The 25,954-nt window shown below is 62.8% G+C and carries 21 protein-coding genes, 2 tRNA genes and 1 pseudogene; 10 read left to right on the top strand and 14 right to left on the bottom strand.

Annotated features, from left to right (window positions below):
* Positions 1-59: 59 nt before the first annotated feature.
* The 8 genes and pseudogenes from odhB to GC127_RS05315 form a co-directional block, all read right to left on the bottom strand.
* Positions 60-796, bottom strand: a 737-nt coding sequence (odhB, locus tag GC127_RS05280; protein WP_217524478.1) for a 2-oxoglutarate dehydrogenase complex dihydrolipoyllysine-residue succinyltransferase, incomplete at its 5' end; no start/stop codon positions are given.
* 1 nt (position 797) lies between these two features.
* A pseudogene (locus GC127_RS22985) lies at positions 798-962 on the bottom strand (transposase); the annotation flags it as partial.
* Positions 963-1,235: 273 nt separating this feature from the next.
* A tRNA-Phe gene (locus tag GC127_RS05285) sits at positions 1,236-1,310 on the bottom strand.
* A gap of 77 nt (positions 1,311-1,387) precedes the next feature.
* The gene (locus GC127_RS05290) at positions 1,388-1,570 is read right to left on the bottom strand and encodes a DNA gyrase inhibitor YacG (protein ID WP_151976844.1); all 183 of its coding nucleotides are present in this window, start codon (positions 1,568-1,570) and stop codon (positions 1,388-1,390) included.
* Positions 1,567-2,592: a ribonuclease E/G gene (locus GC127_RS05295; protein ID WP_151976846.1), complete on the bottom strand. Its 1,026-nt coding sequence runs from the start codon at positions 2,590-2,592 to the stop codon at positions 1,567-1,569. The genes GC127_RS05290 and GC127_RS05295 overlap by 4 nt, the downstream gene beginning before the upstream one ends.
* A complete protein-coding gene (locus GC127_RS05300; RefSeq protein WP_151976848.1) occupies positions 2,589-3,167 on the bottom strand; it encodes a nucleoside triphosphate pyrophosphatase in 579 nt (192 codons plus the stop codon). The genes GC127_RS05295 and GC127_RS05300 overlap by 4 nt, the downstream gene beginning before the upstream one ends.
* Positions 3,168-3,357: 190 nt before the next feature.
* Positions 3,358-3,576 carry a translation initiation factor IF-1 gene (infA, locus tag GC127_RS05310; RefSeq protein ID WP_005978431.1) on the bottom strand — a complete coding sequence of 73 codons (219 nt, stop codon included), beginning with the start codon at positions 3,574-3,576 and terminating at the stop codon, positions 3,358-3,360.
* 83 nt (positions 3,577-3,659) lie between these two features.
* A complete protein-coding gene (locus tag GC127_RS05315) occupies positions 3,660-4,544 on the bottom strand; it encodes a carbon-nitrogen hydrolase family protein (protein ID WP_151976852.1) in 885 nt (294 codons plus the stop codon).
* 160 nt (positions 4,545-4,704) lie between these two features.
* Here GC127_RS05315 and GC127_RS05320 point away from each other — a divergent pair, with 160 nt between their 5' ends.
* Positions 4,705-4,995: a type II toxin-antitoxin system Phd/YefM family antitoxin gene (locus GC127_RS05320; protein WP_081507779.1), complete on the top strand. Its 291-nt coding sequence runs from the start codon at positions 4,705-4,707 to the stop codon at positions 4,993-4,995.
* On the opposite strand, the gene GC127_RS05325 is transcribed toward GC127_RS05320, so the two are convergent.
* Positions 4,958-6,193 (bottom strand): urate hydroxylase PuuD, encoded by a 1,236-nt coding sequence (locus GC127_RS05325; protein ID WP_151976854.1) that lies wholly within the window; start codon positions 6,191-6,193, stop codon positions 4,958-4,960. The two genes, GC127_RS05320 and GC127_RS05325, sit on opposite strands and share 38 nt — an antisense overlap.
* 148 nt (positions 6,194-6,341) lie before the next feature.
* Here GC127_RS05325 and GC127_RS05330 point away from each other — a divergent pair, with 148 nt between their 5' ends.
* A complete protein-coding gene (locus GC127_RS05330) occupies positions 6,342-7,739 on the top strand; it encodes a short-chain fatty acyl-CoA regulator family protein (RefSeq protein ID WP_081507781.1) in 1,398 nt (465 codons plus the stop codon).
* A 14-nt stretch (positions 7,740-7,753) separates the two neighbouring features.
* On the opposite strand, the gene GC127_RS05335 is transcribed toward GC127_RS05330, so the two are convergent.
* Both GC127_RS05335 and torT read right to left on the bottom strand, forming a co-directional pair.
* Positions 7,754-9,787, bottom strand: coding sequence for an FkbM family methyltransferase (locus tag GC127_RS05335; protein ID WP_151976856.1), 2,034 nt, complete (start codon positions 9,785-9,787; stop codon positions 7,754-7,756).
* 159 nt (positions 9,788-9,946) lie between these two features.
* Complete coding sequence (torT, locus tag GC127_RS05340) at positions 9,947-10,993, bottom strand: TMAO reductase system periplasmic protein TorT (RefSeq protein WP_237183457.1); 1,047 nt, start codon at positions 10,991-10,993, stop codon at positions 9,947-9,949.
* A gap of 78 nt (positions 10,994-11,071) precedes the next feature.
* Between torT and GC127_RS05345 the strand changes: the two genes are divergently transcribed.
* Positions 11,072-13,987, top strand: coding sequence for an ATP-binding protein (locus GC127_RS05345; protein ID WP_151976858.1), 2,916 nt, complete (start codon positions 11,072-11,074; stop codon positions 13,985-13,987).
* On the opposite strand, the gene GC127_RS05350 is transcribed toward GC127_RS05345, so the two are convergent.
* Positions 13,960-14,661, bottom strand: a complete 702-nt coding sequence (locus GC127_RS05350) for a winged helix-turn-helix domain-containing protein (protein ID WP_008281803.1) — start codon at positions 14,659-14,661, stop codon at positions 13,960-13,962. The two genes, GC127_RS05345 and GC127_RS05350, sit on opposite strands and share 28 nt — an antisense overlap.
* 159 nt (positions 14,662-14,820) lie before the next feature.
* Here GC127_RS05350 and GC127_RS05355 point away from each other — a divergent pair, with 159 nt between their 5' ends.
* The 4 genes from GC127_RS05355 (at position 14,821) to GC127_RS05370 (ending at position 21,285) form a co-directional block, all read left to right on the top strand.
* A complete protein-coding gene (locus GC127_RS05355; protein ID WP_008281804.1) occupies positions 14,821-15,762 on the top strand; it encodes an ABC transporter substrate-binding protein in 942 nt (313 codons plus the stop codon).
* A gap of 73 nt (positions 15,763-15,835) precedes the next feature.
* Positions 15,836-16,867 carry a glycine betaine/L-proline ABC transporter ATP-binding protein gene (locus GC127_RS05360; RefSeq protein ID WP_081507785.1) on the top strand — a complete coding sequence of 344 codons (1,032 nt, stop codon included), beginning with the start codon at positions 15,836-15,838 and terminating at the stop codon, positions 16,865-16,867.
* Positions 16,864-18,819: a proline/glycine betaine ABC transporter permease gene (locus tag GC127_RS05365; protein WP_151976860.1), complete on the top strand. Its 1,956-nt coding sequence runs from the start codon at positions 16,864-16,866 to the stop codon at positions 18,817-18,819. Before GC127_RS05360 ends, GC127_RS05365 begins: the two co-directional genes overlap by 4 nt.
* A gap of 174 nt (positions 18,820-18,993) precedes the next feature.
* Positions 18,994-21,285: an arginine/lysine/ornithine decarboxylase gene (locus GC127_RS05370; RefSeq protein WP_008281807.1), complete on the top strand. Its 2,292-nt coding sequence runs from the start codon at positions 18,994-18,996 to the stop codon at positions 21,283-21,285.
* Between the two features lie 9 nt (positions 21,286-21,294).
* On the opposite strand, the gene GC127_RS05375 is transcribed toward GC127_RS05370, so the two are convergent.
* The gene (locus GC127_RS05375) at positions 21,295-22,644 is read right to left on the bottom strand and encodes a glutamine synthetase family protein (protein ID WP_151976862.1); all 1,350 of its coding nucleotides are present in this window, start codon (positions 22,642-22,644) and stop codon (positions 21,295-21,297) included.
* A gap of 196 nt (positions 22,645-22,840) precedes the next feature.
* Here GC127_RS05375 and murJ point away from each other — a divergent pair, with 196 nt between their 5' ends.
* A complete protein-coding gene (gene murJ, locus GC127_RS05380; RefSeq protein WP_151976864.1) occupies positions 22,841-24,379 on the top strand; it encodes a murein biosynthesis integral membrane protein MurJ in 1,539 nt (512 codons plus the stop codon).
* Between the two features lie 223 nt (positions 24,380-24,602).
* Here the strand turns inward: murJ and GC127_RS05385 are convergent, their stop codons facing one another.
* On the bottom strand, positions 24,603-25,217 hold the full coding sequence (locus GC127_RS05385) for a rhomboid family intramembrane serine protease (RefSeq protein ID WP_151976866.1): 615 nt from the start codon (positions 25,215-25,217) through the stop codon (positions 24,603-24,605).
* Between the two features lie 97 nt (positions 25,218-25,314).
* Here GC127_RS05385 and GC127_RS05390 point away from each other — a divergent pair.
* Both GC127_RS05390 and GC127_RS23345 read left to right on the top strand, forming a co-directional pair.
* Positions 25,315-25,391: transfer RNA gene (locus GC127_RS05390), tRNA-Met, on the top strand.
* 43 nt (positions 25,392-25,434) lie between these two features.
* Positions 25,435-25,944 (top strand): hypothetical protein, encoded by a 510-nt coding sequence (locus GC127_RS23345; protein ID WP_368074210.1) that lies wholly within the window; start codon positions 25,435-25,437, stop codon positions 25,942-25,944.
* Positions 25,945-25,954: the final 10 nt, after the last annotated feature.

Raw genomic sequence — 25,954 nt, forward strand, 5'->3', positions numbered from 1 at the left:
GATAAGGCGCGCAATGAATGCGCACCCTACGGGAAGGGTGCGCATGTGTTGCGCACCGATCACAAATCCATCAGCAACCGGCGGGGATCTTCGAGCGCCTCTTTGACGCGCACGAGGAAGGTGACAGCGCCTTTGCCGTCGACGATGCGGTGATCATAGCTGAGCGCCAGATACATCATCGGGCGGATCACCACCTGACCGTTGATCGCCATGGGGCGGTCCTGAATCTTGTGCATGCCCAGAATGCCCGATTGCGGCGGGTTGAGGATGGGCGAGGACATCAGCGAGCCATAGACGCCACCATTCGAGATGGTGAAGGTGCCGCCCTGCATTTCCGCCATGCTGAGCTTGCCATCACGGGCGCGGGCGCCTTTTTCGGCGATGGCCTTTTCAATCGCGGCAAAGCCCATCTGATCCACATCTCGGATCACCGGCACGACAAGACCGGTGGGCGTGCCTGCGGCGACGCCCATATGCACGAAGTTCTTGTAAACGATGTCGGTGCCGTCGATCTCGGCATTGACCTCGGGCACTTCTTTGAGGGCATGCACACAGGCCTTGGTAAAGAACGACATGAAGCCAAGGCGCACGCCGTGCTTCTTGTAGAACTCGTCTTTGTACTGGTTGCGCAGCGCCATCACCTCGGTCATGTCCACCTCATTATAGGTGGTGAGCATGGCGGCAGTGTTCTGGCTGTCCTTGAGGCGGCGGGCAATGGTCTGGCGCAGGCGGGTCATCTTGACGCGCTCTTCGCGGGCCACATCCTCGGCCGGGGCGGGGGCGCGCGGCGCTTGGGNCTCTCGACCCTTGGCAGGCCTCGCAAACTGAGCCTTCCATGTGTAGAGCGACTTCGTGCTGACCCCCAGTCGCTCAGCCACTTCGCTGACCGCATAGCCGCGATCAACAACCTGCGCCACAGCGTCCCTTTTGAACTCGTCCGTAAACCGTTTCTGCGATGACATCCGCGCTTCTCCTTGGTTCCAAAATTACCAAGCAAAGCGTCTACAAATCTAGGGGCACCTCAAGGGGCACCTCAGTGTCCAGTAAGTGTGGGCCGTTCGCTCCAAGACACTGCCGCATTGAGTGCATACTGGCATCGCACCCTCAGGCATCTTGATTGTCTCTCAAGTGCCAAGCGGCGCGCAAACGATACCCATATGATACCCCGGCAATTCCAGCCTAGTAACAGGCTGCCATTTTAATGTTCGTATCTATTTGTTATTTATTAGTAAAAATGGTGCCCGGGGGCGGAATCGAACCACCGACACGAGGATTTTCAATCCACTGCTCTACCCCTGAGCTACCCGGGCATGGGAGAAGGCTGCGCCTTCGGGTGGATGCGTTCTAGGCGAGCGCGGGCGGGGTGTCTAGAGGGTATCAGCAAAAATCAATGGGGTTTTTGCTGCTCTTGTTCCAGCGCGTCGAGGGCCTCTTGGATGTCGGCCGGATCGGAGGAGGGCACGGCGTAATCACCCGCGAACCATTTGCCCAGATCCACGTCGGCGCAGCGCCGCGAGCAAAAGGGGCGGTAGCGGGCGTCGGTCTTGCGCTGGCAGATCGGGCAACTCATTTGAGCAGGTCCGTAAGCGGCTGTCGGTCGCGTTTGCGTTGCAATTCAAAGTGCCCCAAGGGCGTCCAACCCGCGAGAGTGGTTTCGGTCGTGTCCTGGCGTAGCGCGGCGCGCAGGGAGGCTTCAAACGTCCGGCGGTCCTTTTTGGGCATGGGGGCAAGATCGAGGGTGATCTGCCCGCCAAGGCCGCGCAGGCGCAATTGGCGCGGTAGGTCGCGGGCCATGGCGATATTGGCTTTGAGCCCCGCTGCAAGACTGGCATCGCCGCCGGTGTTGACATCCACAGCTACAAGGGCGCGCGTGGGCTCGATGTAAAAGGATGCGCCGCCGGGCAGGGGGACCAAGGCCTCGCGCAGGGCGTCGAGTTGATCAAGCACGCCGGTTTCCGCGAAAGAGCCCGGATCAGTCAGCACATCAGCAGGCTCTACCCAGTCACGCCAGGCGAGGGTATGGGGGCCGTCGCCTTCGGTCAGGGTCTCTGGCTCGGGGCCGGTGGCATCGGCGAGAACCGCCTCGGCCAGATCGCGCATGGCGTTAACATCCTCTGCGATATCAGCGGCTTCGGTGCTTTCGCATGAGGAGCGCAGGATGAGGCCCATGGGGCTGTCGCCCATTTCGGCATGGGCGATTTCCAAGAGAGAATCGCGCAGGGCCTCGTCCTTGATGGACCGCGATACATTGAGACCGGGCGCGTCGGGTGTCACGATGGCGTAGCGGCTCTTGAACAAGAGTCGGGTCGTGACTGGCAGGGCCTTGCCCGGTTCGGCGTGTCCAGTGACCTGTACCAGTAGCGGCTGACCGGGCGTCAAGCCTTTGATCTGGCGAAGGAAAGCGGAACCGTCGGGCGTGCGCAGGAACATGCCGCCTTGCCCTTTGACGGGGCGATCGGCGATGGCGCGATAGATGGTGCCGGGGCGCGGTTGATCCGAGTCGATCAGCAAGTCCTCAAGCCGCCCACCCACCAGCAGGGCTGCGGCCTCGGCGTCGTTTATGTGGTCGAGCGCGATGGTCCGCAGGGTCATTGGGTGTCCTTCCAGAGCGGGTAGCCAGCGGCGCGCAAGAGGCCCGCGGTTTCAGTCAGGGGCAGGCCGACGACGGCAGTAAAAGATCCTTGAATCCATGGGATTAGCGCGCCTGCGGGGCCTTGTATGGCGTAGCCGCCTGCCTTGCCCTGCCAATCATTTGTGGCAAGGTAGGCGTTCAGCTCCTCATCCGAGAGGCGTTTCATCTGCACGGTGGTTACAACGTCCCGCTCCCATATCCGCGATCCGCGCCGGACAGCGACGGCCGTGATCACCCGGTGCCGCCGCCCGGACAGGGCGAGCAGGAATTGTGCTGCTTCACCAACATCTTGAGGTTTTCCAAGGATGCGACGGCCAAGCGCCACAGTGGTATCGCCGCAGAGCACGATATCATCGTCCTCGGCCACAACCGCCCACGCCTTTTCCCGCGCCATGCGGGCGCAATAGGGGCGGGGCAATTCAGCCTTGGCCGGGGTTTCGTCGATCTCGGGGGGCAGGATTTTATCCGCCACCACCCCGATTTGTGCCAACAGATCGCGCCGGCGCGGGCTGCCAGAACCGAGGATAAGTCTCATTCCAGATCTGCCTTGTCTTGCAGCGCTGTAGCGTGTGCGCGCAAGGTCGCGCCCAAGGAAAACGCAGCGGTGTTAAGCACTGCATTTGCCTGCCGATCGTTCATTTCCTCAGTCAATTCATGCAGATACGCGACCGCCTCCTTGGAGGCCGCACGATATGCCTGACCATACTCGGCGCTGCAGGCCAAGTTTACTTGAAGCGATAATTGATCCGACCCTTGGTCAGATCATAGGGGGTCATTTCCACCTGAACCTTGTCGCCAGCAAGAACGCGGATGCGGTTCTTGCGCATTTTGCCTGCCGTATGTGCGATGATCTCATGGCCGTTTTCAAGCTCGACCCTGAATGTCGCGTTGGGCAGGAGTTCCTTGACGACACCGGGAAATTCGAGCGTGTCTTCCTTGGCCATGGTCTCTCCTTGATATGGCGCCCCGCCGTTTTGCGGAACGCGCTAGTAAATGCGCCGGTTTTGCGCGGTTTTCAAGGGTGTAATCACCGTAGAGGTTCAGATGTGACCGTGACGTCGCGCCCCAGTTGGTCTTCCCAATGGCGGCGGTTGAGCACAACGCCGTCGGCGCGAACATGGGTGATACGGTCCAGATCGACCTCGGCATAGGTCCAGCCGGGGCGGTTGAGTGTGCCCTCGGCGAGGACGCCGGTGGGTGGGAACCCTGTATCTGGGGGGCCAAAGACGCCACCCATACCACAATTGGTATCGACCGCCGGGGACCAATCCGCCGTGCCCACGGTCGAGGCCATGACGGTGACGCATTGCATTTCGAGGGCGCGGGCCATGGCACCGATCCGGACGCGGGAATAGCCGGTCAGAGCCTCGGTGCAAGAGGGCACAAGGATCAGGTCGGCATCGGCCAAAGCCTTGCCCAGCAAGGGAAATTCGCTGTCGTAGCAGATCAGGATGCCGATCTTGCCGAGGCTTGTGTCAAAGAGGCGCAGGGGGCCGCCGGGGGCGACGTGCCATTCCTCGCGCTCGAACCGGGTCATGATCTGTTTGTCTTGCGCGGCGCGCGCCCCGGTGGGGGTAAAAAGCATGGCGCGGTTGACCGGGCGGGGGCCAAGATCTGGGTCAAAGACCGGGGCTGAAGCCCCCAGAATATGCAGATTATACTGCGTCGCAAGCTCGGCATGCAGATCGTAAGCCTCTGACATCACGCCAGAAACGGCGTGCAGCGAGCGCTCTAAATCGCCGGCGGCCTCGGTGCCCGCGAGCGTCGCCAGTTCCATCGCGCCGTATTCGGGAAAAACGGCGAGATCGGCCCCGTTGGCGGCGGCCTCGGCCACCCAATCGGACAGCTTGCGACGGTAGTCGGCCCAAGAGGTGAGCGGGTCGAGCGGATAGGCGGCGGTGGCGATTTTCATGGGGCGCGCTCCGGGCTGGGGTATTTTGTACGCTTTGTAAGGTTTTGGAGGTGATTTTGTAAGGTCTCGATTGGTTTTGCTTGGGTCGCGCGCTGTGGGCAACGTTTTCTTAACCTCTGCCTGCCAAGTTGGTCAGGTCAGGCAAGGCAAGAGGCAGGCGATGTATGATGAGATGCCGATCCATCGGGTGCGAACCCGTCTGCGCCGGGTGGTGGATCATCTGGCGGCGGGTGGTCAGCGGGTGATGGTGCTGCGCAACGGGGTGGCTGTGGCGGGCCTTGTCTCGGTCAGCGATCTGCAGGCGCTGGAACAGGCGGATCAGGCGCGGATGGAGCATCATGCGATTCGCGCGCAGGCGCGATTGCGGGACATTGGCCTGTTGAAGGCAGGGCTTGATTCGGCACGGCTGGAAGCTAGGGCGCGGTACGGCCCGCCCGATACCAAGCGATGAGCGTGGCGCGTTCCGAGGGTGCCATCGCGGTGAGGTTGGCGGGTGGCATGGCATGGCTGAGCCCGGCCTGGAGGTAGAGGGCGCGGGCCTGACGGGCGAGGTCGGCGGGTGTTTCGAGGATCACGCCTTTGGGGGCGTGGATCATGCCGGGCCAGAGTGGTTCGGTGGCATGACACATGGCGCAGCGCAGGGCCACGATCTCTTGCACCGTGTCAAAGCCGGGGGCCTCGCTCAGGCGGGCCTGGGCAGGGCTGAGGCGCGTGGTCTCTGGGGTGGTGTCTGCGGTGTTCGGGCCGCCCAAAGCTGAGAGCCAGACAATGGCGGCGAAGATCAGCGCGGTGACGCCCCATGCCCACCAAGGGCGGCCACGCCCGGCGTGCAGGCTATTGAAGAAATGCCGGATGGTGACACCCATCAGGAAAACAAGAGAGGCGATGAGCCAGTTGTAGGGCGTGGCGAAGGCAAGCGGGTAATGGTTGGACAGCATCAGGAAGATGACGGGCAAGGTGAGGTAATTGTTATGGGTCGAGCGCAGCTTGGCGATCTGGCCATAGCGTGCCTCGGGTGTGCGCCCGGCGCGCAGATCGGCCACCACGATGCGCTGATTGGGCATGATGATGAGGAAGACATTGGCGGTCATGATGGTGGCGGTGAAGGCCCCCAAATGCAGCATCATCGCGCGACCGGTGAACACCTGTGTATAGGCCCAGCCCATCGCGGTCAGAAGCGCGAAGAGGACGAGCATCAGGCGGGTCGGCTGCGCGGCCAGCCCGGATTTGCAAAGCCGGTCATAGATGAGCCAGCCAAGGGCCAGCGAGCCCGCCGAGAGAGTGATGCCCTGCGATTGGGTGAGCGGGCTTTCGGCGCTGAGCAGGTAGAGATCGGCAGAGGCCCAGTAGACCAGCATGAGCAGGGCCGCACCCGAGAGCCAGGTGGCGTAGCTTTCCCATTTGAACCAAGTCAGGTGATCCGGCATCTGCGGCGGCGCCACGAGATATTTGCGGATATGGTAGAAGCCGCCGCCATGCACCTGCCAGTCTTCGCCCTGCGCGCCCATGGGCAAATCGGGCGCGCGGCGCAGGCCGAGATCAAGCGCGATAAAGTAAAAAGACGTGCCGATCCAGGCCATGGCGGTGATGACATGCAACCAGCGGGCGGCAAATCCGGCCCATTCGAGAAGGATCGCGGGGTCTGGCATCGGCGCGCAGTCCTTTTGGCGGTGTGCGTATGGGGTAGATTAGCGGTTGTGGCGGTGCTGTCTATGGGGCTGCGCGTGGCGGGGGATTGCCGGCGTGTCTTTGCAAATGTAGTCTGGCCCCTATGCGAAGTTGCAAAGGGTGCGCGCCATGGCGATCCAGAAACTCTATGCCGGGGCCAAGCTGCGCGAGACGCGGCAGCGGCTGGGCCTGACGCAAAAGGATTTCGCGGGCAAGCTGGGGGTGTCGCTGCCCTATCTCAACCAGATGGAGAACAACAACCGCCCTGTGAGCACGACGGTGGTTCTGGCCTTGGCGCAGGAATTCGGCTTCGACGTGACAGAGTTGAGTACGGGCGATGCCGAGCGGATGGTGAGCGACATGCGCGAGGCGCTGGCCGATCCGGTGTTTGGCGACGATCCGCCGCCCCTGGCCGATCTGCGGCTGACGGCGTCGAATGCCCCGGCGCTGGCGCGGGCGTTTTTGGAGTTGCACAGCGCCTATCGCCAGACCCACGAGCGATTGGCGAGCCTCGACGAGGCCTTGGGGCGCGAGGATGCGCGCAACCAGTCGAGCCCTTGGGACGAGGTGCGCGACTTTTTTCATTATTGCGACAATTACATAGATGCGGTGGACCATGCCGCCGAGCGCTTTGCCGAAGCGGGCGGCGGGCAGGCGATTTCGGATCTGGCCTGCGCGCGGTTGGCGGCGTTGGGCATTTCGGTGGTCGAGGCGGATACCGCACAGTTGCGGCATTACGACCGCGCCGCCGGGGTGCTGACGCTCTCGTCGCGCGCCGCCCCCGAGAGCCGACGGTTTCAGCTTTTGTTGCAATTGGCGTTGGTGATGCAGGATCAATTGCTGGAGGCGACGCTGGATTTCGCGCGGTTCCAGTCAGACGCGGCACGGTCCATCGCCAAGATTGGATTGGCCAATTATTTTGCCGGGGCGGCGATGATGCCCTATGGCCGGTTTTTGACCGCCGCACAGGAGGTGCGTCACGATCTGGAGGTTCTGGCGCATCGGTTTGGTGCCTCGATCGAACAGGTGTGTCACCGTCTTTCGACCTTGCAGCGGCCGGGGGCCAAGGGGATTCCGTTTTTCTTTGTGCGGGTCGATCAGGCCGGCACGATCACCAAGCGGCATTCGGCGACACGGTTGCAATTCGCGCGGTTCGGCGGGGCGTGCCCGCTCTGGAACGTGCATCGGGCGTTCGAGACGCCGGGGCGGTTCCTGCGGCAATTGGCCGAGACGCCGGATGGCGTGCGCTATATCAGTCTTGCGCGCGATGTCTCGAAACCCGGTGGCAGCTTTGGCGCGCCGGTGCGGCGGTTTGCGATTGCGCTGGGCTGCGAGGTGAAACATGCGGGCGAGTTGGTGTATGCCGACGATCTGGATGTGAGCCGCGCGCGGGCGTTCGAGCCGATTGGCATTTCCTGCCGGATCTGCGAGCGGGCGGAGTGCCATCAGCGATCGGTGCCGCCGCTGGAGCGACGCTTGCAGGTTACCCCGGACGAGCGCGGCGTGTTGCCCTATCGGGTTGGGTAGCCCGGGCCGCGCGGTCAGAGGCTGTCGATGAAGCGTTCGGCCACGCGCGGCTTGATCTCGCCGCGTTCGACCAAAATCTCGAGGCAGCGCAGGGTGATGTCGGTAAAGCCGTAGCAGGTATCACAGAGCAGCGCGATTTTGCGCAAGTCGGTGCTGTCGAGCGTGTCGGGGCGGGAGAGGTCGCGCAGGTAGAGGATATCGCCGTCGAGCATCTGTTGCGGCGTGGTACCTTCGATCCGGCCCAACCAGCGGGAGCGCAGGAGCCGTTTCTCGATATGCAGGAAGGAATGCGGCACCAGCCCATGCGCCTGAAGAAGGCGGTCGATCTCGCCGAAGGAGGGTTGGTTGTCGTAGAGGGGGAAAAAGTTGACCTCGCTTTGCACGGCCAGCGTTTGCGAGAGCGCGGTTTGGGCGTGCGTGAAGATCATCGCTTCGGCCCCCTGCACGTCGATCTTGAGGAAATCAACCCGGCCAATGCCCTCGATCTCGTCGAGTTTGCGGCTGGGCAGATCGACATGGCCGGTGGGGCGCGCGGCGCGGCGCAGGCCGAGCAGATGGTCGAGTGTGGGCTGGCGGATTTCGAGCAGGGAGGCGAGGCCGGAGCCACGATAGAGGTTGAGCCGATGCGTCGCCCCATCGCCGACCACGTCGGGAAAATAGGTCTCTTGCGGGGATTTGCGGGCGTTGAGGGCGGCCAGCGCCTCGGGCTGGGGTTCAAACCCGGTGACATGGGCGTGACCTGCGGCCAGAAGCTCTTTGTAGGGGGCGTCATGGTTCATCGGGTTGGCCCCGATGTCGAGGATGCGCAGAGGGTCCGTGAGGCCCAAAGTGCGCGTCAGATCGGCCAGGCGCTGCTGCGCGCGCGCCTGGGCAGAGGGGGCAGGTGCAGCGGGATGGGCGGCGGCGATGGGCGTCGGCTGTACCGCTTGCAGGCTGGCACCGGTGCCATCGCGCAGGTCGGCGAGAACCTGCATCATCTGGGCGGCGATGCGCGCGGGCGCGCGGTCTTGGGCGAGGGCCAGGGCCGCGGCGCGCCGCCTGCGCAATTCGTCATCGGGCATCTCCACCAGCCGTGTCATCATCCGCAGAAGGCCGCGCGGCGCGCCGGGGTCATAGAGAAGATCGTGGTTTTCCGGGGCCACATGGGCGCGCAGAGCCTCGGTATCGGGGCCGATCACAGGCAGGCCAAAGCCCTGCGCGAGCATCACCGAGCCGGAGGTAAAGAGGTTTCCAAAGGGCGCAACAAAGACCTGCGCGCGGGCAAAGATGCCAGCCACATCCTCATCTGGCACGGCCTCGTCGGTGAGGGTGACGCAATCGGTGTCTTGCAGCGCGCGAAAGAGCTTTTGATGGCTGCGCGCGGCGCGGCCACAAAGATGCAGGTGAAAAGGCACGTCGCGCCGGATGAGCGTGCGGGCGGTATCGACCAGCGTATCCAGCCCCTTGTTGGCGCGAAAAGCCCCGAAGAAGAGAAAGGCGCGCGCGGCGCAATCGGGCAGATCGCGACCGAGGCTGGTTTCGGCAGGTTCGTAATGCCCAAGATAGCTGGGATGCGGGAGGATGCGCAGGCGCGCGGGATCAACCCCCCAGTCGCGTTGCATATGCAGCGCCGCGTCGGGCGTGTGGACATGCATCAGATCGGCGAGGGTCACGACGCGGGCGCGGGCGGCACGAAAGGTCTCTGGGTCCATGTCGCGATGCGGGGTTCGGTTGTGAACCGTCCAGAGGATACGGCCGCCACCGGCCTTGAAGGCTGCAAGGGCGGCCAGATCACGCTCGGCCTCGTTGGCATTGGCGGCGCTGTCGCGGGAACGACCAAAGATCAGGTCATCCCAATGCAGGTGCAAGAGGCGATGCCCCTCTGCCAACATCCGGGGCAGATCGGTGATTTCGGTCTTGGCCAAGGGTTCGGGGCGGAAACCGGCGTCGGGGGCGGCATAAAGCAGGGGTTGGTAGGGATTGCCGCGCGACATCGGCAGATTGAGCACCGGCACCGGAGCCGCCGAGACCGGCGTCGGGGCAGTTTTGATCGTTGCGCTTTTTGCCATGCTCTGCCTCTTGCCCAAGAATACCCATTAACGAGGACGGCGGGGGCTCAGCGGAGGAAGGTGGTCTTAGGACGGGGTTTTCGGCCCCGTATTGCCCCTTTGATCCCGTCTGCGGCCCCTATATCCGGCCTTGGTGCCATGATGACCGCAAGCGGTGCGCTAGTCCAGTTCGAACACGGGGATAAAGCTGGCGGGCGCGAGGGTTTCGGCAAGGTCGGTATTGCCGACCATATCGGGGGTTACGAGCATGATCCGGGGGCCGGCATGGCGGGTCTCAAGCGTGCCCTCGATGGCGCGCACGGCCATTTCGATGGCGAGTTTGCCCTGCATGATCGGGAAATCGGTGGGCGCGGCGAGGATGCGGCCGCGACGAATGCCGCGAAACACCGCGTGGCTCATGTAATCCGAGACGATGTTAATCTGCCCTTCGAGCCCGCGCGCGCGCAGGATCGACACGGCCACTTCGGCGGTGGGGGCGCTGCCGACGATGTAGTCGATGGCAACCCCGCTATCGAGCGTTTCCTCGACCAGCGTCACTTGGATTTCGCGGCCCGTGTCGCCGTATTTGGTGAGCACGATCTCTGCCGCGCTCTCGGCGATGGCGTCGCGAAAGCCCGCCTCGACAAAGCTGACCCAACCGGCCCCTTGGGGACCGGGAAACCACGCCAGCCGCACCGGGGCGCTGCCCTTGGGGTGGCGCTCGGCGATGAAGCGCCCGGTGATGGCACCCATGTCATACCAAGAGACCGCCGCCTTGGCCGCGATGCCGGGATCGGCGATGTCATTGACCGTGGCGATGACCGGCACCTGTTCGGAGAGTGCCTGAACGGTGGGGGTCAGCCCCTCGAAAGACACGGTGCCGACCACCAGCGCATCCGCGCCTTGGGCCACGCAATTGGTGATCTGTTCGATCTGACGGTCAAGATTGGGATAGCCGCCCGCCTCGACCAGACGAAAGCCCACGCCGAGGCGCTGGGCCTCTTCGACCATGCCGAAATTGACCGAGAGCCAATAGGCGTCCTTGAGATGCGGATAGGAGATGCAGAGCGTCCAAGGGGATGCGGCACGATCGAGTGGCGTATAGGTGAGCGGACGCGCGGGGCTGGTATAGTCGAAGGGCACCGTATGGGTTTGCAGCGCCCATGGGTCTGCGGCGAGGGGCAGAGGTGCCAAGAGGGCGAGCATACAGGCGATTATTCTTTGCATGAAACACTCACTCCTCTGCGGAAATTACTATAGACTGTCGCGGCAGGACTGCAACAAAAGCGGAGCGGGAAGAGCCGGATGAAGAGCAGAACCGGATTGGGCGCGCGCCTGTTGGCGGCCTTTCTCGTGATTGCCGGCCTGCCCGCGCTGGCGGGTTTCTTTGGCTGGTTCGAGCTGCGCGATGTCACGCAGGCGCAACAGCAGCTCTATGACCGCTCGATCCCGGTGCTGTCGGATATGCGGCGGTTTACCGAGGAAAGTTCGGCCATCATCACGGTGGCGCCGGAGTTGGCGGCGGTGGATGATGAGGCGGCGCGGCGCGACCGGGCGGCCTATTTGGGCGCGCGGGTGGCGGCGCTCTCGGATCATCTGAGCCGGTTTCAGGCGGAGCATGGTGGCGGCAGCGGGGGCGAGTTGACCCGTGCCGTTGTGGCGATGGAGGCGGGGATTGCCGAGCTTGACCGCTTGGTCAAGCAACGTCTGTCGCTGGTGCAGGCGCGGCGCGAGGGGCTGGACCGCGCGCTTGGGGCGACGTCGGCGTTGCTCAATATGGCTGATACTTTGGTGGCCAATGCCGAGATGAGCACGGCGGCGGTGATTTCCAACCTCTATGACGATGACACCGGCAGTGCGCAGCATCTGGCGACGCTGGACAAGCTGATCGAGGTTGATCTGTTCGAGTTGGGGTTGATGTTCGAGTTGCGGTCGCGCACGGCGGAGATTGGGCTGCTCTTCAACCGGATTGCCGGGCTGAGCGATGCCGCGGGTTTGGTGCCGATCCGGGCCACGTTGGGCGAACGGACCGAGATTGTCGCGCGGCGCGTGGCGGCGATCCGTGATCCGGGGCGGGCGGCGCAGGCGCAAACCTTGTTGGGTACGATCCTGTCGCTGAGTGATCCGGCGGGGCCGGGGGGGCTTTTGGGGCTGACCGAGGGCATTCTGGAACTGGATGGCCGGATTGAGAGCGCGCAGGCGGCGTTGCGCGTGTCGGCGGACGGGCTGCATGTGGCGGTGACGGATCTGGCGAGCCGGGTGCAGGCGGAGGCGCAGCGCGCCGGTGCGGCCTCGCTTGAGGTGATCCGGGCCACGCGGTTGCGCAGCGCCGGAGCGGCGGGGCTGGCGCTGTTGCTGTCCTTGGCTGTGCTGTGGTTTTACGTGCGCGGCAATATCTCGCGGCGGTTGGACAACCTGTCGGATATGATGACGCGGCTGGCGGCGGGGCAGCTTGATATGCGCGTGGCCCCGCGTGGCAATGATGAGATTGCGGGCATGGAGCGCGCGGTCGAGGTATTCCGGCGTCAGGCCATCGCCAACCGCACCTTGGAGGAGGCGCGGCGGCGCAACGAAGAGGAGTTGGCGCGGCATCGCAATGCCTTGCAGGAGTTGGTGGCGGAAAAGACCGAGGCGCTGCGCGGTGAGGTCGAGGCGCATGCCGTGGCGCGGCAAAAGGCGGAGGCGGCGGATCGGGCGAAATCGGAATTCCTTGCGATGATGAGCCATGAGATCCGCACGCCGATGAACGGGGTTCTGGGCATGTTGCGCACGCTTTCGGCTGAGGGCTTGCCAGACGCGCAGTTGGAGCAATTGCGCGCGGCGCGGGCCTCGGGTGAGAGCCTGCTGACGATCCTCAACGATATTCTGAGCTATTCCAAGACCGAGTTGAGCGGCGCGCATCTGGAGCGGGTGGTGTTTTCAGTGGCCGAGGTGATGCAGGTGATCGTAACCCTGTTGGACCCCGGCGCGCGGGAGAAGGGGATCGTGCTCTGGCTTGATCTGCCTGAGGATGCGCCCGCCGCCGTGATGGGTGATATGGCCAAGCTGCGGCAGATCCTGTTCAATCTTGTCTCGAACGCGGTCAAGTTCACGGAAGAGGGCGAGGTGGTTTTGCGGCTGCGAGCGCGGGCTGCGGGGGCCGGGCGGGTGACGTTGATTCTGGAGGTCAGCGATACCGGCAAGGGGATTTCAGCGCAGGCGCGGCAGCGTATTTTCGAGGCATTCGAGCAGGAAGACGGTTTGACGGCGCGGCGCTATGGCGGCACCGGGTTGGGATTGGCGATCTGTCGCAAATTCGCGGAGGTGATGGGCGGCGCGCTGAGCGTGGAAAGCACGCCGCATGTGGGATCGGTTTTTACCTTCATGGCAGATTTTGAATTGGCCGATCCGGCGCTTTTGGCTGAGAGCGTGCCCGAATGGACCCCTGAGCGGGCGGGGCGCAGTCTGCATGCGCTGATTGTCGAGGATCACAGCGTCAACCAGATGGTTGCGCGCAGTTATCTGGAGCGGATGGGGCATACGGCGGTCTGTGTGGACAGTGGTGAGGACGCGCTGGACCTGCTGAAGCGGGAGCGGTTCGACTTGGTCTTGATGGATGTGAACCTGCCGGGCCTGTCGGGCACTGACGCGACGCGGCGGTTGCGCGGGTTGCCTGAGGGCCAAGACCTGCCGGTGATCGGCATTTCCGCGCATGTTCAGGAGGAAGAGGTGGCACAGCAACTGGATGCGGGGATGGATTGTTTCGTGGCCAAGCCGGTTTCGCCCGAGAGGCTGGCCGCCGCGATTGCGCAGGTGACGGGCGGGCAGCGCCGGGGTGTGTTTCTCTCGCCGCGCTCGGTCTCTTTGCCCATGGGCGGCGCGCGCGACGGGCTGGGTGCCATGCTGGCCGATCTGGGGCCAGAGCAGACGGCTGCAGCGATTCGGCTTTATCTGGATGGGGTCGGGGAAGAGGCGCGGGCCTTGGCGGCGGCGGTGGCCGCAGAGGATGCGGCGGGCGTGGCCAAAGTGGCGCACCGGATGAAGGGGGCGGCGGGGAATTTCAGCTTGCCGGGGCTGAGCGCTGGATTGCGGGCCTTGGAAGAGGCGGCGCGCGCGGGTGACGCGGGGGCGATGCGGGGCGCTATGGCCGCTGTGCCTGCAGAGATTGCAGCGGCGCGTGCCACGCTTTTGCGCGCGGCAGATGGGTTGGCGGATCAGTCCAAGGTGGCGGTGAATACATAACCTTCGCCATGGGCGGTGGTGATGAGGCGCGGCGCGCCGGGGTCTTCTTCCAGCTTGGTGCGCAGGCGGCGGATGATGACATCGACGGTGCGGGTGTCGGGATGCTCTTGGCGGTGGGTGATCACGGTCATCAGCCGGTCGCGGCTGAGCACGGCACCGGGGTGGCGCAAGAGTTCGGCCAGCACCTCGTATTCGGCGCGGGTGAGGCGGATGGGTTGCCCATCCGGGCCGGTCAGTTGCCGGGTGGCAAAGGCAAAGCTGAAGCCGTGAAAGCGCAGGTTTTGGCGTGAGAGGCGGCGCTGGGCCTCGGTTCGGCGCAAGAGGTTCTTGATCCGGGCCAACAATTCGCGGCGATTGAACGGTTTGCAAACATAATCATCGGCCCCCAGTTCCAGCCCAACGATACGGTCCACGTCATCACTAAGGCTTGTGGTGAGGATAATGCCGATATCCGAGCGCGCGCGTTGTTCGCGGGTGATCTGCAGCCCGTCCTTGCCATCGAGCGTGATGTCGACAAGCAAGAGGTCCGCGCGGTCGCTGCCCAGCATTGTTTCGGCCCGCTCTGCGCTGTCAAAGGCGGTGACGGTATAGCCATGCGACATCAGATACTCCGCCAGCGTGGTGCGGGTAACGGGCTCATCCTCGATGATGACGATATGGGCGGCTCTTGGCACGTTGGAGCCCTTTGCAAGGTTTCCTCCTGTTAATATTTTTTCACAATTAAGTCCAGTTCGTTCATGCCGCCCCTCTGACGTGTTCATATCCGATCCCTAAGCTTCCCTTACCAAAGCCCGGAAAACGGGCGGGATACATCAACACAGGGAGTTTCAAGAATGACACAGCGTTTACGACTGATCGGCGGGGCCGCCGTGCTCGCCCTAGCGGCGACTGGCGCCTTGGCGGATTCCGAAGATCCGATCGTCATCCCCATTCACAACTGGTCGAGCCAGATCGTGATGAGCAATGTGGTTGGCCAGATTTTCGAATCCATGGGCAACAATGTCGAATATGTCTCGACGGACAGTCAGTCGGTTTATGAATCGGTGCGTCTGGGCGATGTGGCGCTGGAGATGGAGGTTTGGGAGGGGGCATTTGGTGCCTCATTCCGTGCCGCGCTGGAAAAGGGCGGGTTGCATGATGCGGGCGATCACAACGCGGTGACGCGCGAGGATTGGTGGTATCCGATGTGGACCAAAGAGGCCTGTCCGGGTCTGCCTGACTGGCAGGCGCTGAATGAGTGCGCTGCTCTCTTTGCGACGCCGGAGACCGGGGACGCCGGGCGGTTCCTTGGGGGGCCGGTGGACTGGCTCAAGCATGACCAAGAGCGGGTTGATGGGCTGGGCATGAATTTCAAAGTGGTCAATGCCGGTTCTGCCGCAGCCCTCTGGGCGGAAATCGGAGCCGCTGAAAAGACCAAAAAGCCCATCGTGGTCTTTAACTGGACGCCGAATTTTGCCGAAGCCGTTTGGCCGGGCGAATTCGTCGAGTTCCCGACTTGGGTGGAAGGGTGCGACAAGGACCCGGCGGTTGGGCCGAACCCGGACAAGACCTATGATTGCGGCAATCCCGCCAATGGCTACATGAAAAAAGCCGCTTGGGATGGGATGAAAGAGAAATGGCCGGACGCCTATGAAATGCTGACCAAGATCAGCTTTACCAACCCGCAGATCGCGGAAATGGCCAAGCTGGTGGACATCGACGAGATGGAGCCAGAAGAGGCTGCGACGCATTGGCTGGAAGAGAATGGCGATGTCTGGAAGGTCTGGATCAACTGATCCGATTTTAAAATCTGCCCCGCCCGTGGTGCGCCATGGGTGGGGTTTTCCATAACAAACAAGGGGGTGTCGCGTGCCGGTTTCTGAACCCGTGATTTCATGCCGCAATGTCTGGAAACTATTTGGTCCTGCGCCCGAGGCGTATCTGGGCGGCCTTAAGGGCGATCCGGGGTTCGAGGTTATTCGGCAGGCGGGCTATATCTCGGCGGTGCGTGATGTGTCGCTTGATATCGCGCGGGGCGAGATGCTGGTGATCATGGGCCTTTCGGGGTCTGGCAAATCCACGCTGGTGCGGTGCCTGTCGCGGTTGATCGAGATTACCGGCGGCACGGTGTCTGTCGAGGGGCAGGACATTGGTGCGCTGAGCGAGACGCAGTTGATCGAATTGCGGCGCAACAAGATGGGCATGGTATTCCAGAGCTTTGGCCTGCTGCCGCATCGCACGGTGCTGGAGAATGTGGCCTTTCCGCTGGAAATGCGCGGACAGAATCGGGCCACGCGGCGCAAGCGGGCGCTGGAGGTGATCGAGCTTGTGGGGCTGGGCGGGCGCGAGGATTACTTTCCGCGCGAATTGTCAGGTGGGCAGCAGCAGCGGGTTGGGATTGCCCGTTCTCTCGCCATCGAGCCCGATATCTGGTTTCTGGACGAGCCGTTTTCGGCGCTTGATCCGCTGATCCGGCGCGAAATGCAGGATGAATTCCTGCGTTTGCAGGGGATGCTGGGTAAAACCATCGTGTTTATCACCCATGATTTCGACGAGGCGCTGCGGTTGGCGGACCGGATTGCGATCATGAAGGACGGCGCGGTCGAGCAATGCGACACGCCCGATCAGATCGTTCTGAATCCGGCCACCGATTATGTGCGCAAATTCACCGAAGAGATTGAAAAAGCGCGGGTGGTGCATGCGTCCGGCCTGGCGCGGCCCATCAATGGCGTGATGCCCGAGGGGCTGCCGGTGGCGGGCAAGAGCACGATCCGCGCGCTGGCGCGGCAGTTGATCGACGATCCGCGCGAGAGCTTGCCCGTGGCGGATGAGGCGGGGCGGATTACCGGCGTGCTGAGCCGCAAGGAGGCGCTGGATGTGCTGCTGGGAGGGCAGGCATGAGCGAGAGCGCCCTGCCGCTGGCGACCACCGCCAAACCGCGCCTCAATCCGGCTTGGGTGGTTCTGGGCCTGGCGCTGTGCCTAATTCTTGCGCGGCCCTATTTGCCCGAGGGGCTGATGCGCCCGGTCGAGGGGATGATCCTGCCGCTGGCGGATTGGATCAACGCGGTGTTCACATGGCTGCGCGATGATCTGGGCCTGATCCATGTGACCCGTGCCTTTGCCGATGGGATCGAGTGGCTGCTCGATGTGACGGCGAATATTCTCTATGGCAAGAACCGCTGGCCGCGTATCGGCCCGCTGCCATGGATCGTGGTGGCGCTGAGTGCGGGATGTCTGGGCTATTGGCTGGGCGGCTTGCGGCTAGCGCTTTTGGCGGGGGGCACGTTTGTCTGGATTGCGCTGATGGGGCAATGGCAATGGGCGATGGAAACCCTGTCGGTGATCGTGGTTGCGGCACCGGTGTCGGTTCTGCTCGGTCTGATGATGGGGGTGGCGACGTGGCGCTGGCGCTGGGTAGAGGCGGTGATGAACCCGGTTCTCAACATCGCGCAATCGCTGCCGCATTTCGCCTATATGATCCCGGTTGTGGTCTTTATCGGGGTGGGCCCCAAGGCGGGGGCGATTGTCACGATCATTTTCTCGGTGCCGCCGATGATCCGCATGACCCTGCTGGGCCTGCGCAAGGTGCCGCCCGAGGTGATCGAGAGCGGCAAGATGTGCGGCAGCACAAGCTGGCAATTGATGACGCGGGTGCGTATCCCGACTGCACGCACCGAGATTTTGGTGGGCGTCAATCAGGTGATCATGCAGTGTCTGGCGATGGTGGTTCTGGCCAGTTTCATCGGCATGCCGGGGCTTGGGCAGAAGCTGTTGCAACTGTTGCAGGCGCTCAAGATCGGGCGCTCGATTGAAATCGGCATCACGATCGTTCTGTTGGCCGTGGCGCTGGATCGGTGTTCCAAGGCCTGGGCCGAGCGGCAGCCGGTGCATCATGAGCCGGGGCTGAGCTGGACCGCGCGGCACCGGGTGATGAGCGTTTGGGCCGCATTGATGGTGGCGGGGTTTGCGCTGTCGGCGGTGGTGCCGTTCTTTGCCGAGGTCGGGCGGGGGCAATCGCTTTCGGTGGCGGACCCGCTGGATGCGATGATGTCTTGGGTGATCGTGACGCTTGATCCGGTGACGCAATGGTTGCGGTGGTTCCTGATCACATGGGTTCTGATCCCGGTGCGCGATGCGCTTTTGTGGTTGCCCTATACGGCGGTGCTTGCCCTGGTCGCGGCGGCAGGGCTGGCGGTGGGTGGTTGGCGTTCGGCGCTGATCTGCGTTGGCTTTATCGGCTATATTGCGATCACCGGCTGGTGGGACCGGGCGATGATCACGGTATACACGGTGCTGGTGGCTGTGGCTGTGGCGACGAGTTTCGGCTTTCCCTTGGGCATCTGGGCTGCGCGGTATGAGGCGCGGGCCAAGCGGGTCTTGCTGCTGTGTGACAGTCTTCAGACCTTTCCGAGTTTCATCTATCTTATTCCGGTGATCATGCTTTTTGGCGTCAATGATGTGGCGGTGGTGGGGGCGGTGGTGCTGTTCGCTGCCGTGCCGCTGATCCGCTATACCATCGAGGGGCTGCGCGGTGTGCCTGAGGCGGTGATCGAGGCGGCGGATATGTCAGGGGCCACGCGCGGCCAGAGTCTGTGGCATGTGCGCCTGCCCTTGGCGCTGCCCACGATCATGGTGGGGATCAATCAATCGCTGATGTTTTCGCTCTTCATGGTGATCATCGCGGCCTTTATCGGCACGCAGGATCTGGGGCAGGAAATGCAGCGCGCGCTGAGTTCCACCGATGTGGGCAAAGGCCTTGTGCTGGGGTTTGCCGTGGCCTTTATCGGCTTGGCGGCGGATCATCTGATCAACAAGATGGCCGAGGGACGGCGCCGCACACTGGGTCTTTGATCCGACAGGCGGCATGAGCGCGCGCAAAGCGGCCTTCGGGTCGCAGCGGGGCTTGACCTTGGGGCGCACAGCAGAAACAAGCTGCGCGGAGTAGGATTCCCTCAGAGTTTGGGGGGTCCTCTCGCGACGTTTGGCGTGATCGCCCCCCTGCTGGTCTCCTGAAAGGAGAAGTTGATGAAATTCCACTTTCCCATTGTCATCATCGACGAAGATTTCCGATCCGAAAACTCTTCCGGGCTTGGTATTCGGGCCATGGCCAAGGCTATGGAGGACGAGGGGTTCGAGGTTCTGGGCGTCACGAGCTATGGGGATTTGTCGCAATTCGCGCAGCAGCAATCGCGCGCCAGTGCCTTTGTTCTGTCGATTGACGATGAGGAATTCAGCCCCGGTCCCGATATTGATCCGGTGATCACCAATCTGCGCAATTTCGTGCAAGAGGTGCGGCGCAAGAATGCCGATGTGCCGATCTATGTTTACGGTGAGACCAAGACGAGCCGCCATTTGCCCAATGACATCCTGCGCGAATTGCACGGATTTATTCATGCGTTCGAGGATACGCCCGAGTTCGTGGCGCGCCATATCATCCGCGAGGCCAAGATTTATCTGGAGGGCATTCAGCCGCCGTTCTTCAAGGCGTTGCTGGATTATGCCGAGGACGGGTCGTATTCTTGGCATTGTCCGGGGCATTCGGGGGGCGTGGCCTTTCTCAAAAGCCCGATTGGCCAGATGTATCATCAGTTTTACGGCGAGAACATGCTGCGCGCCGATGTGTGCAATTCGGTCGAGGAGCTGGGGCAGCTCTTGGATCATGACGGCGCGATTGGCGCGTCAGAGCGCAATGCGGCGCGGATTTTCAACGCCGATCACTGTTTTTTCGTGACCAATGGCACCAGCACCAGCAACAAGATGGTCTGGCATCACACGGTCGCCCCCGGTGACGTGGTGGTGGTGGACCGCAATTGCCACAAGTCGATCCTGCATAGCATCATCATGACTGGGGCGATTCCGGTGTTCCTGCGGCCCACGCGCAATAACTTTGGCATCATCGGGCCGATTCCGCGCGGCGAGTTCGAGATTGACGCGATCAAGGCCAAGATCCGCGCCAATCCGCTGTTGAAGGGGGTTGATCCCGATACGGTCAAGCCGCGCATCCTGACCTTGACGCAATCCACCTATGACGGGGTGCTCTACAATACCGAGGTGATCAAGGATCTGCTTGATGGCTATGTGGAAAATCTGCATTTCGATGAGGCGTGGTTGCCGCATGCCAGTTTCCACCCGTTCTATAGCAGTTTTCACGCGATGGGCCGGTCGCGGGAACGGCCGCTGCATTCGGTGACTTATGTGACGCAGTCGATCCACAAGCTGCTGGCGGGGATCAGTCAGGCCAGCCATGTGTTGGTGCAGGACAGTCAGACCACCAAGCTGGATCGCCACCTCTTTAATGAGGCGTATCTGATGCATACCAGCACCAGCCCGCAATACAGCATTATTGCGAGTTGCGATGTGGCCGCCGCCATGATGGAGCCGCCTGCGGGCACAGCGCTGGTCGAGGAGAGCATCGCCGAATCGCTCGATTTCCGGCGGGCGATGCAGAAGGTCGATGCCGAATTCGGCGATGACGACTGGTGGTTCCAAGTCTGGGGGCCGGATGTTCTGGACGAGGAGGGGATCGGTGAGATGCGTGACTGGGTGCTCAAGCGCACCGATGCGCATGGCGTGCAAGCCTCGGATGGGGAGGAGTCTTGGCATGATTTCGGCGAGATGGCGCCGGGGTTCAACATGCTTGATCCGATCAAGGCCACGATCATCACGCCCGGTCTCAATCTGGACGGGCGGTTCGAGCAGACGGGCATTCCGGCCTCGATTGTCACCAAATATCTGGCCGAGCATGGTGTGGTGGTCGAGAAGACCGGGCTTTACAGCTTTTTCATCATGTTCACCATTGGCATCACCAAGGGCCGGTGGAACACGCTCTTGACCGCGCTGCAACAGTTCAAGGACGATTACGACAAGAACCAGCCGATGTGGCGGGCGATGCCGGAGTTTTGCGCCAAGCAGCCGCGCTATGAAGGCATGGGGCTGCGGGATCTGTGCCAGCATGTGCATACGCTTTATGCGAAATACGATGTGGCGATCCTGTCGACGGAAATGTATCTGAGCGATCTGACCCCGGCGATGACGCCGAGCGAGGCCTTTGCCCATATCGCGCGGCGCACCACCGAGCGGGTGGCGATTGACGATCTGGAAGGCCGGGTCACGACCAGCCTTGTGACGCCCTATCCGCCGGGTATTCCGCTTTTGATCCCCGGCGAGGTGTTCAACAAGACCATCGTGCAGTACCTGCGGTTCAACCGCGAGTTTGGTCGCGAATGCCCCGGTTTCGAGACCGATATTCACGGGTTGGTGCAGGAAGTGGGCGAGGATGGCGTGACGCGCTATTTCGCGGATTGCGTGGCCGGCTGAGGCCGGGCGTCACACGCTTTCGAGATAGGCGTCATACTCGAAATCGGTCACGTAGCGGGTGAAACGTTTGAGTTCCTGCATCTTGCATTCCACCAGCATGGTTTGCAGGCGTCTGGAAAAGATGTCCTGCACATGCCGCCCCCGGCGAAAGGCCTGAATAGCGGTGGCCCAGTCGAGCGGCAGGTGGTCGAGTTTCTGGCTATAGGCGTCGCCGTCGATGGGCGGGCAGGGTGCTATTCCCTGTTCGATGCCGATGAGCGCGCCGCCCAAGATGCTGCCCAGCACAAGATAGGGGTTGGCATCGGCCCCGGCGACGCGGTGCTCGATGCGCCGCGCCTTGTGGTTGCCGCCCGGAATGCGGATCGCCGCTGTGCGGTTTTCATAGCCCCAAGAGATGCCAGTGGGCGCATGGGTGCCGGGCAGAAGGCGGCGATAGGAATTCTGGTGCGGCGCGAAGGTGAGCGTGTTTTCATGCATCGTTTCCAGCAGCCCGCCCACGGCATTGAGAAGGAGCGGTGTGCCGGTGTCACCGCCATCGTCAAAAAGGTTGACGCCGTTTTCATCGACAAGGCTGAAATGCACGTGAAAGCCGCTGCCCGAGCGGTCGCCATAGGGTTTGGCCATGAAGGTGGCGGCCATGCCATGTTTGCGCGCGATGCCGCGGACAAGGCGTTTGAAGAGAACGGCATCATCGGCGGCCTGTAGCGGATCGGCGACATGAACCATGTTGATTTCGAACTGGCCCGCGCCGTTTTCGGAGATGGCGGCATCGGCGGGGATGCCCTGTTCGTGGCAGGCGTCGTAGACGTCGTTGAGGAATTCGTCGAAATGTTCCAGCTCATCGAGGGAGAGCGCGCCGTCGGAATCGAGCCGTTTGCCGGTCACGGGCGAGCAGGGCGGGCGCGGCTGCGCCTCGCGCGGGTCGCAGAGGTAGAATTCGAGTTCGGTGGCCACCACGGGGGTCAGACCGCGTGCCTTGTAGCGCTGCACGATATTGGAGAGCGCATGGCGCGGGTCGCCGGGAAAGGGGCTGCCATCCTCGGTGTGCATCCAGAACATCACCAGCGCCGAGGGGCGGCTTGTCCAGTTCACCATGACGATGGGCCGCCCGGTATGTTCGCAGATACCGTCCGAGTCGCCGGTTTCGAACACCAGTTCGTTATTCTCGATATCCTCGCCCCAGATATCCACGCTGAGCACCGAGAGCGGCAGGCGCAGCCCGTCGTCCATGATCGACTTGGCCTTTTCAATCGGCAGGCGTTTGCCGCGCATCGCGCCGTTGAGATCGCAGACGCAGGCAAAGACGGATTCGATTTCGGGCCGTTCCTGAAGCCATTGGCGGATATTGGTCGTGGTCATTTCACGTCTCTTTCTGTCGGCATGGACGGGAGTGCGCCGATGTCCTCTGGCCTTACCTTGTCGTGTCGTCGCGGGACTGGGTAGCGAAATATGCGTGCGCGCCGGAAAATGCGGGCGGTTTGCGCCGTTTGCGCCCCCTTCCCCCCGGCGTGGTGATGGTCTAATCCTCGTCTCTGATCCCGGCGAAAGGCCCCGCATGAAACCTGTCCGCCTGCTTTCTGGCATTCTCACCGTTGGCGGTTGGACCCTGCTGAGCAGGCTTTTGGGGTTCGTCCGCGATGTGCTGATCGCGAGCTATATCGGCCCCGGCGCTGTGATGGATGCCTTTGTCGCGGCGTTTCGCCTGCCCAATATGTTTCGCCGGTTCTTTGCCGAAGGCGCGTTCAACGCGGCCTTTGTGCCGATGTTTTCCAAGCGGTTGGAGGCAGGCGATAACCCTTTGGGCTTTGCGGCGCTGGCCTGTTCGGGGCTTAGCCTTGTGCTTTTGGGGCTGACGGGGCTGTGCATGGTGTTCATGCCCGCGCTGGTCTGGGCCACGGCAGAGGGATTCGTGGGTGATGCACGGTTCGACCTGACGGTCGAGTTCGGGCGGATCGTGTTTCCCTATATCTTTTTCATCTCATTGGCGGCGTTGTTTTCGGGGATGCTCAATGCGGCGGGGCATTTCGCGGCGGCGGCCGCCGCGCCGGTGTTGCTGAATGTCTTGTTGATCGGCACGATGAGTTTTGCTGCCGTCACGGGCGGGGCGGTGGCGCAGGCGCTGGTCTGGACCATTCCGGTGGCTGGGGTCGCGCAATTGGCGCTGGTGTGGCATGCGACGCGACGGGCGGGGCTGAGCCTGCCCTTGGTGCGGCCCCGCTGGACGCCAGAGATGGCGCAACTGGTGCGAATTGCCATTCCGGCTGCCTTGGCGGGCGGGGTGGTGCAGATCAACCTTGTGGTCGGGCAATTGGTGGCCTCGAACACCGAAAAGGCGGTGAGCTGGCTTTATTCTGCCGACCGGCTCTATCAATTGCCCTTGGGGGTTGTGGGGATTGCGGTGGGCATCGTGCTGCTTCCTGATCTCTCGCGGCGGCTGAAGGCGCAGGATGATGTGGGCGCACGCATGGCGCTGTCGCGGGCGGGCGAGATCGCACTGGCGCTGACCATTCCCTGTGCCGTGGCGCTGATCGTGATCCCCATTCAACTGGTGTCGGTGCTGTTCGAGCGCGGGGCGTTTGGCGCGGATGACAGTGCCGCGACTGCCTTGGCGGTGGCGATTTACGGGTTGGGCCTGCCGGCGTTCGTGTTGCAAAAGATCCTGCAACCGCTGTTTTTCGCGCGCGAGGATACGCGCAGCCCGTTCCGCTATGCGGTTTGGGCGATGGCGGTGAATGGGGTTTTGGCGGTGGGGCTGGCGATGCTGATCGGCTGGATTGCGGCGGCGATTGCCACGACAATCGCGGCATGGATCATGGTGGTGCAACTGGCCGCCGGGGCGCGGCAGTTTGGCGAGGTGGCGCGGTTTGATGCGCAATTCCGGCGTCGGTTGTGGCGAATCTGTCTGGCCTCGGTGCTGATGGGGGCGGTGCTCTGGGGTACGGGTGTGGTGCTTGGGCCGCTTTTCGGCATGGGGGGCTGGCGGTGGCTGGCGCTGTTGGTGCTGATCGCGGTGGGGACGCTGGCCTATGCGCTTTTTGGGCAAGGGCTGGGGGCGTTTCGGATACAGGAAATCCGGGGCAGGTTAAGGCGGTAAGGGGGTCGTCTTCACGCGCGGAATCAAGGTGCCGTAGGCACCGCCGCGCGGATCGCTGGGCCGTCCCGCGGCCTAGCGATTTTGAGAAGGCGCGGTTCGCTGAGAGATTATACGGACTTGGCAGGCATAAAGTGGCAGCCACGCCTGTTGTTTCGCTAGTCCCCGGCCCAGCGATCCACGCGGCGGCGCTTCGCGCCTTGATTCCGCGCGGGCAGTTGTCCCCTCAGTCGTGACGCAGCTTGGCCCGCAGGCGGGACCAGCCGCCGGGGCTGAGCACGAAGGACGCCAGAAATCCGCTGGCAAAGCCACTGACATCGGCGATCCAGGTGGCATTGCCGCCGAACAACAGGCCAAACACTAGTTGCAGCCCCATCAGCACGCCTATCAGGGTGAAGGCCCGGACCTGATTGGTGCCCATCTGCCCCAGCCTGAGCCACATGATATAGGTAAAGCCGCCGATCAGGCCGTAAACGCCGGGAAAGGCCCCGATGAGCCAGGGCCGCCCCGGTGCCACAAGGCCAAAGATCACGGCCCCCACCACTGTGCTGACCGCGAAGAGAACCAGAACCGCCCAGTGACGGAACACGTCCGAGACGAATTTACCCATCGCCAGAAGCAGCACGCCCGCGAAAAGCGCGTGGGTAAAGCTGCCATGGATGAAGGCATAGCTGAGCAAGCGGCGCAGATGTTCCGCCGGATAGGCATTGTGTTCCAGCATCCAGCCAAGGATTTCGCCGTTGAAGCCGTAATCCTGAATCGCCGCCGCGCGCCAGCCCACGGCATCCGGGCCGCCCACAAGCCCGCGCGCGCCCAAGGTAAAGGCGGCTTCGACCCCCATGATCACCAGAAAGAGGGCGATCAGGAAGGGCGGCAGGGGGTTGACGGGCGCCGCAAAATAGTCCGAAAACCAATACCAAATCAGGACTATACACCGTCGCGGGATGGAGCAGCCCGGTAGCTCGTCAGGCTCATAACCTGAAGGTCGTAGGTTCAAATCCTACTCCCGCAACCAAAAATACTATACTTTGCATAACCTCCTGTTCAAGGGAGGTTTTTTGCTGTCCGAGCTTCCCCTCCCCACCAAGGCTCAGCGCCAAGATGCCCGCAAGTGCGCCGTGAAGGTCCAGTTGCGGCTCCATGCGCTTGCCGCCCGTGGGCACAGGCGTGACCACGCTCTTGTTGATCACTCCACGGATCGCCTCGCGCGCGTCGCCCTCGCCATCCGGCTGGGACAGCTGAGTGATGAGCGCCTTGATCCGCGCATGATAGCTCTCGGCCATCTTCGGGTGGATGCGCAGCGAGGCGTCCTTGGCGGGGGAGGCGGCGAGGTCGGCCTCCAGCTGCTTTTGTCGTGCCTCCAGCTGCGCCATGCGGTCCTTGATGCGGTCGGCAGGTGTGCCCGCCAGAATGGCGTTGACCAGCAGATCCTGATCCTTGATCACCTTGGCCAGCTCCTTTTGCTTGACCGCGCGGTCATCGGTCTGCGTCGCGGCCAGGCGGTTGCGCTCGGCGATGTATTCCTCGACGAAGGCCTTGACCAAGGCCGGATCCATCAGATGCCCTGACAGGCTGGTC

Origin of the sequence: Roseovarius sp. EC-HK134 (genome assembly GCF_902498815.1) — a bacterium.
GTDB lineage: Bacteria > Pseudomonadota > Alphaproteobacteria > Rhodobacterales > Rhodobacteraceae > Roseovarius > Roseovarius mucosus_A.

Coding starts and splice junctions, on each gene's coding strand:
- GC127_RS05325 (WP_151976854.1), bottom strand. CDS start 6,193: ATGCCAGACCCCGCGATCCTTCTCGAATGGGCCGGATTTGCCGCCCGC.
- GC127_RS05370 (WP_008281807.1), top strand. CDS start 18,994: ATGAAATTCCACTTTCCCATTGTCATCATCGACGAAGATTTCCGATCC.
- GC127_RS05365 (WP_151976860.1), top strand. CDS start 16,864: ATGAGCGAGAGCGCCCTGCCGCTGGCGACCACCGCCAAACCGCGCCTC.
- infA (WP_005978431.1), bottom strand. CDS start 3,576: ATGGCCAAGGAAGACACGCTCGAATTTCCCGGTGTCGTCAAGGAACTC.
- GC127_RS05345 (WP_151976858.1), top strand. CDS start 11,072: ATGAAGAGCAGAACCGGATTGGGCGCGCGCCTGTTGGCGGCCTTTCTC.
- torT (WP_237183457.1), bottom strand. CDS start 10,993: ATGCAAAGAATAATCGCCTGTATGCTCGCCCTCTTGGCACCTCTGCCC.
- GC127_RS05335 (WP_151976856.1), bottom strand. CDS start 9,787: ATGGCAAAAAGCGCAACGATCAAAACTGCCCCGACGCCGGTCTCGGCG.
- GC127_RS05375 (WP_151976862.1), bottom strand. CDS start 22,644: ATGACCACGACCAATATCCGCCAATGGCTTCAGGAACGGCCCGAAATC.
- GC127_RS05385 (WP_151976866.1), bottom strand. CDS start 25,217: ATGGGGGTCGAAGCCGCCTTTACCTTGGGCGCGCGCGGGCTTGTGGGC.
- GC127_RS05290 (WP_151976844.1), bottom strand. CDS start 1,570: ATGAGTTGCCCGATCTGCCAGCGCAAGACCGACGCCCGCTACCGCCCC.
- GC127_RS05315 (WP_151976852.1), bottom strand. CDS start 4,544: ATGAAAATCGCCACCGCCGCCTATCCGCTCGACCCGCTCACCTCTTGG.
- GC127_RS05300 (WP_151976848.1), bottom strand. CDS start 3,167: ATGAGACTTATCCTCGGTTCTGGCAGCCCGCGCCGGCGCGATCTGTTG.
- GC127_RS05330 (WP_081507781.1), top strand. CDS start 6,342: ATGGCGATCCAGAAACTCTATGCCGGGGCCAAGCTGCGCGAGACGCGG.
- GC127_RS05355 (WP_008281804.1), top strand. CDS start 14,821: ATGACACAGCGTTTACGACTGATCGGCGGGGCCGCCGTGCTCGCCCTA.
- GC127_RS05320 (WP_081507779.1), top strand. CDS start 4,705: ATGTATGATGAGATGCCGATCCATCGGGTGCGAACCCGTCTGCGCCGG.
- GC127_RS05295 (WP_151976846.1), bottom strand. CDS start 2,592: ATGACCCTGCGGACCATCGCGCTCGACCACATAAACGACGCCGAGGCC.
- murJ (WP_151976864.1), top strand. CDS start 22,841: ATGAAACCTGTCCGCCTGCTTTCTGGCATTCTCACCGTTGGCGGTTGG.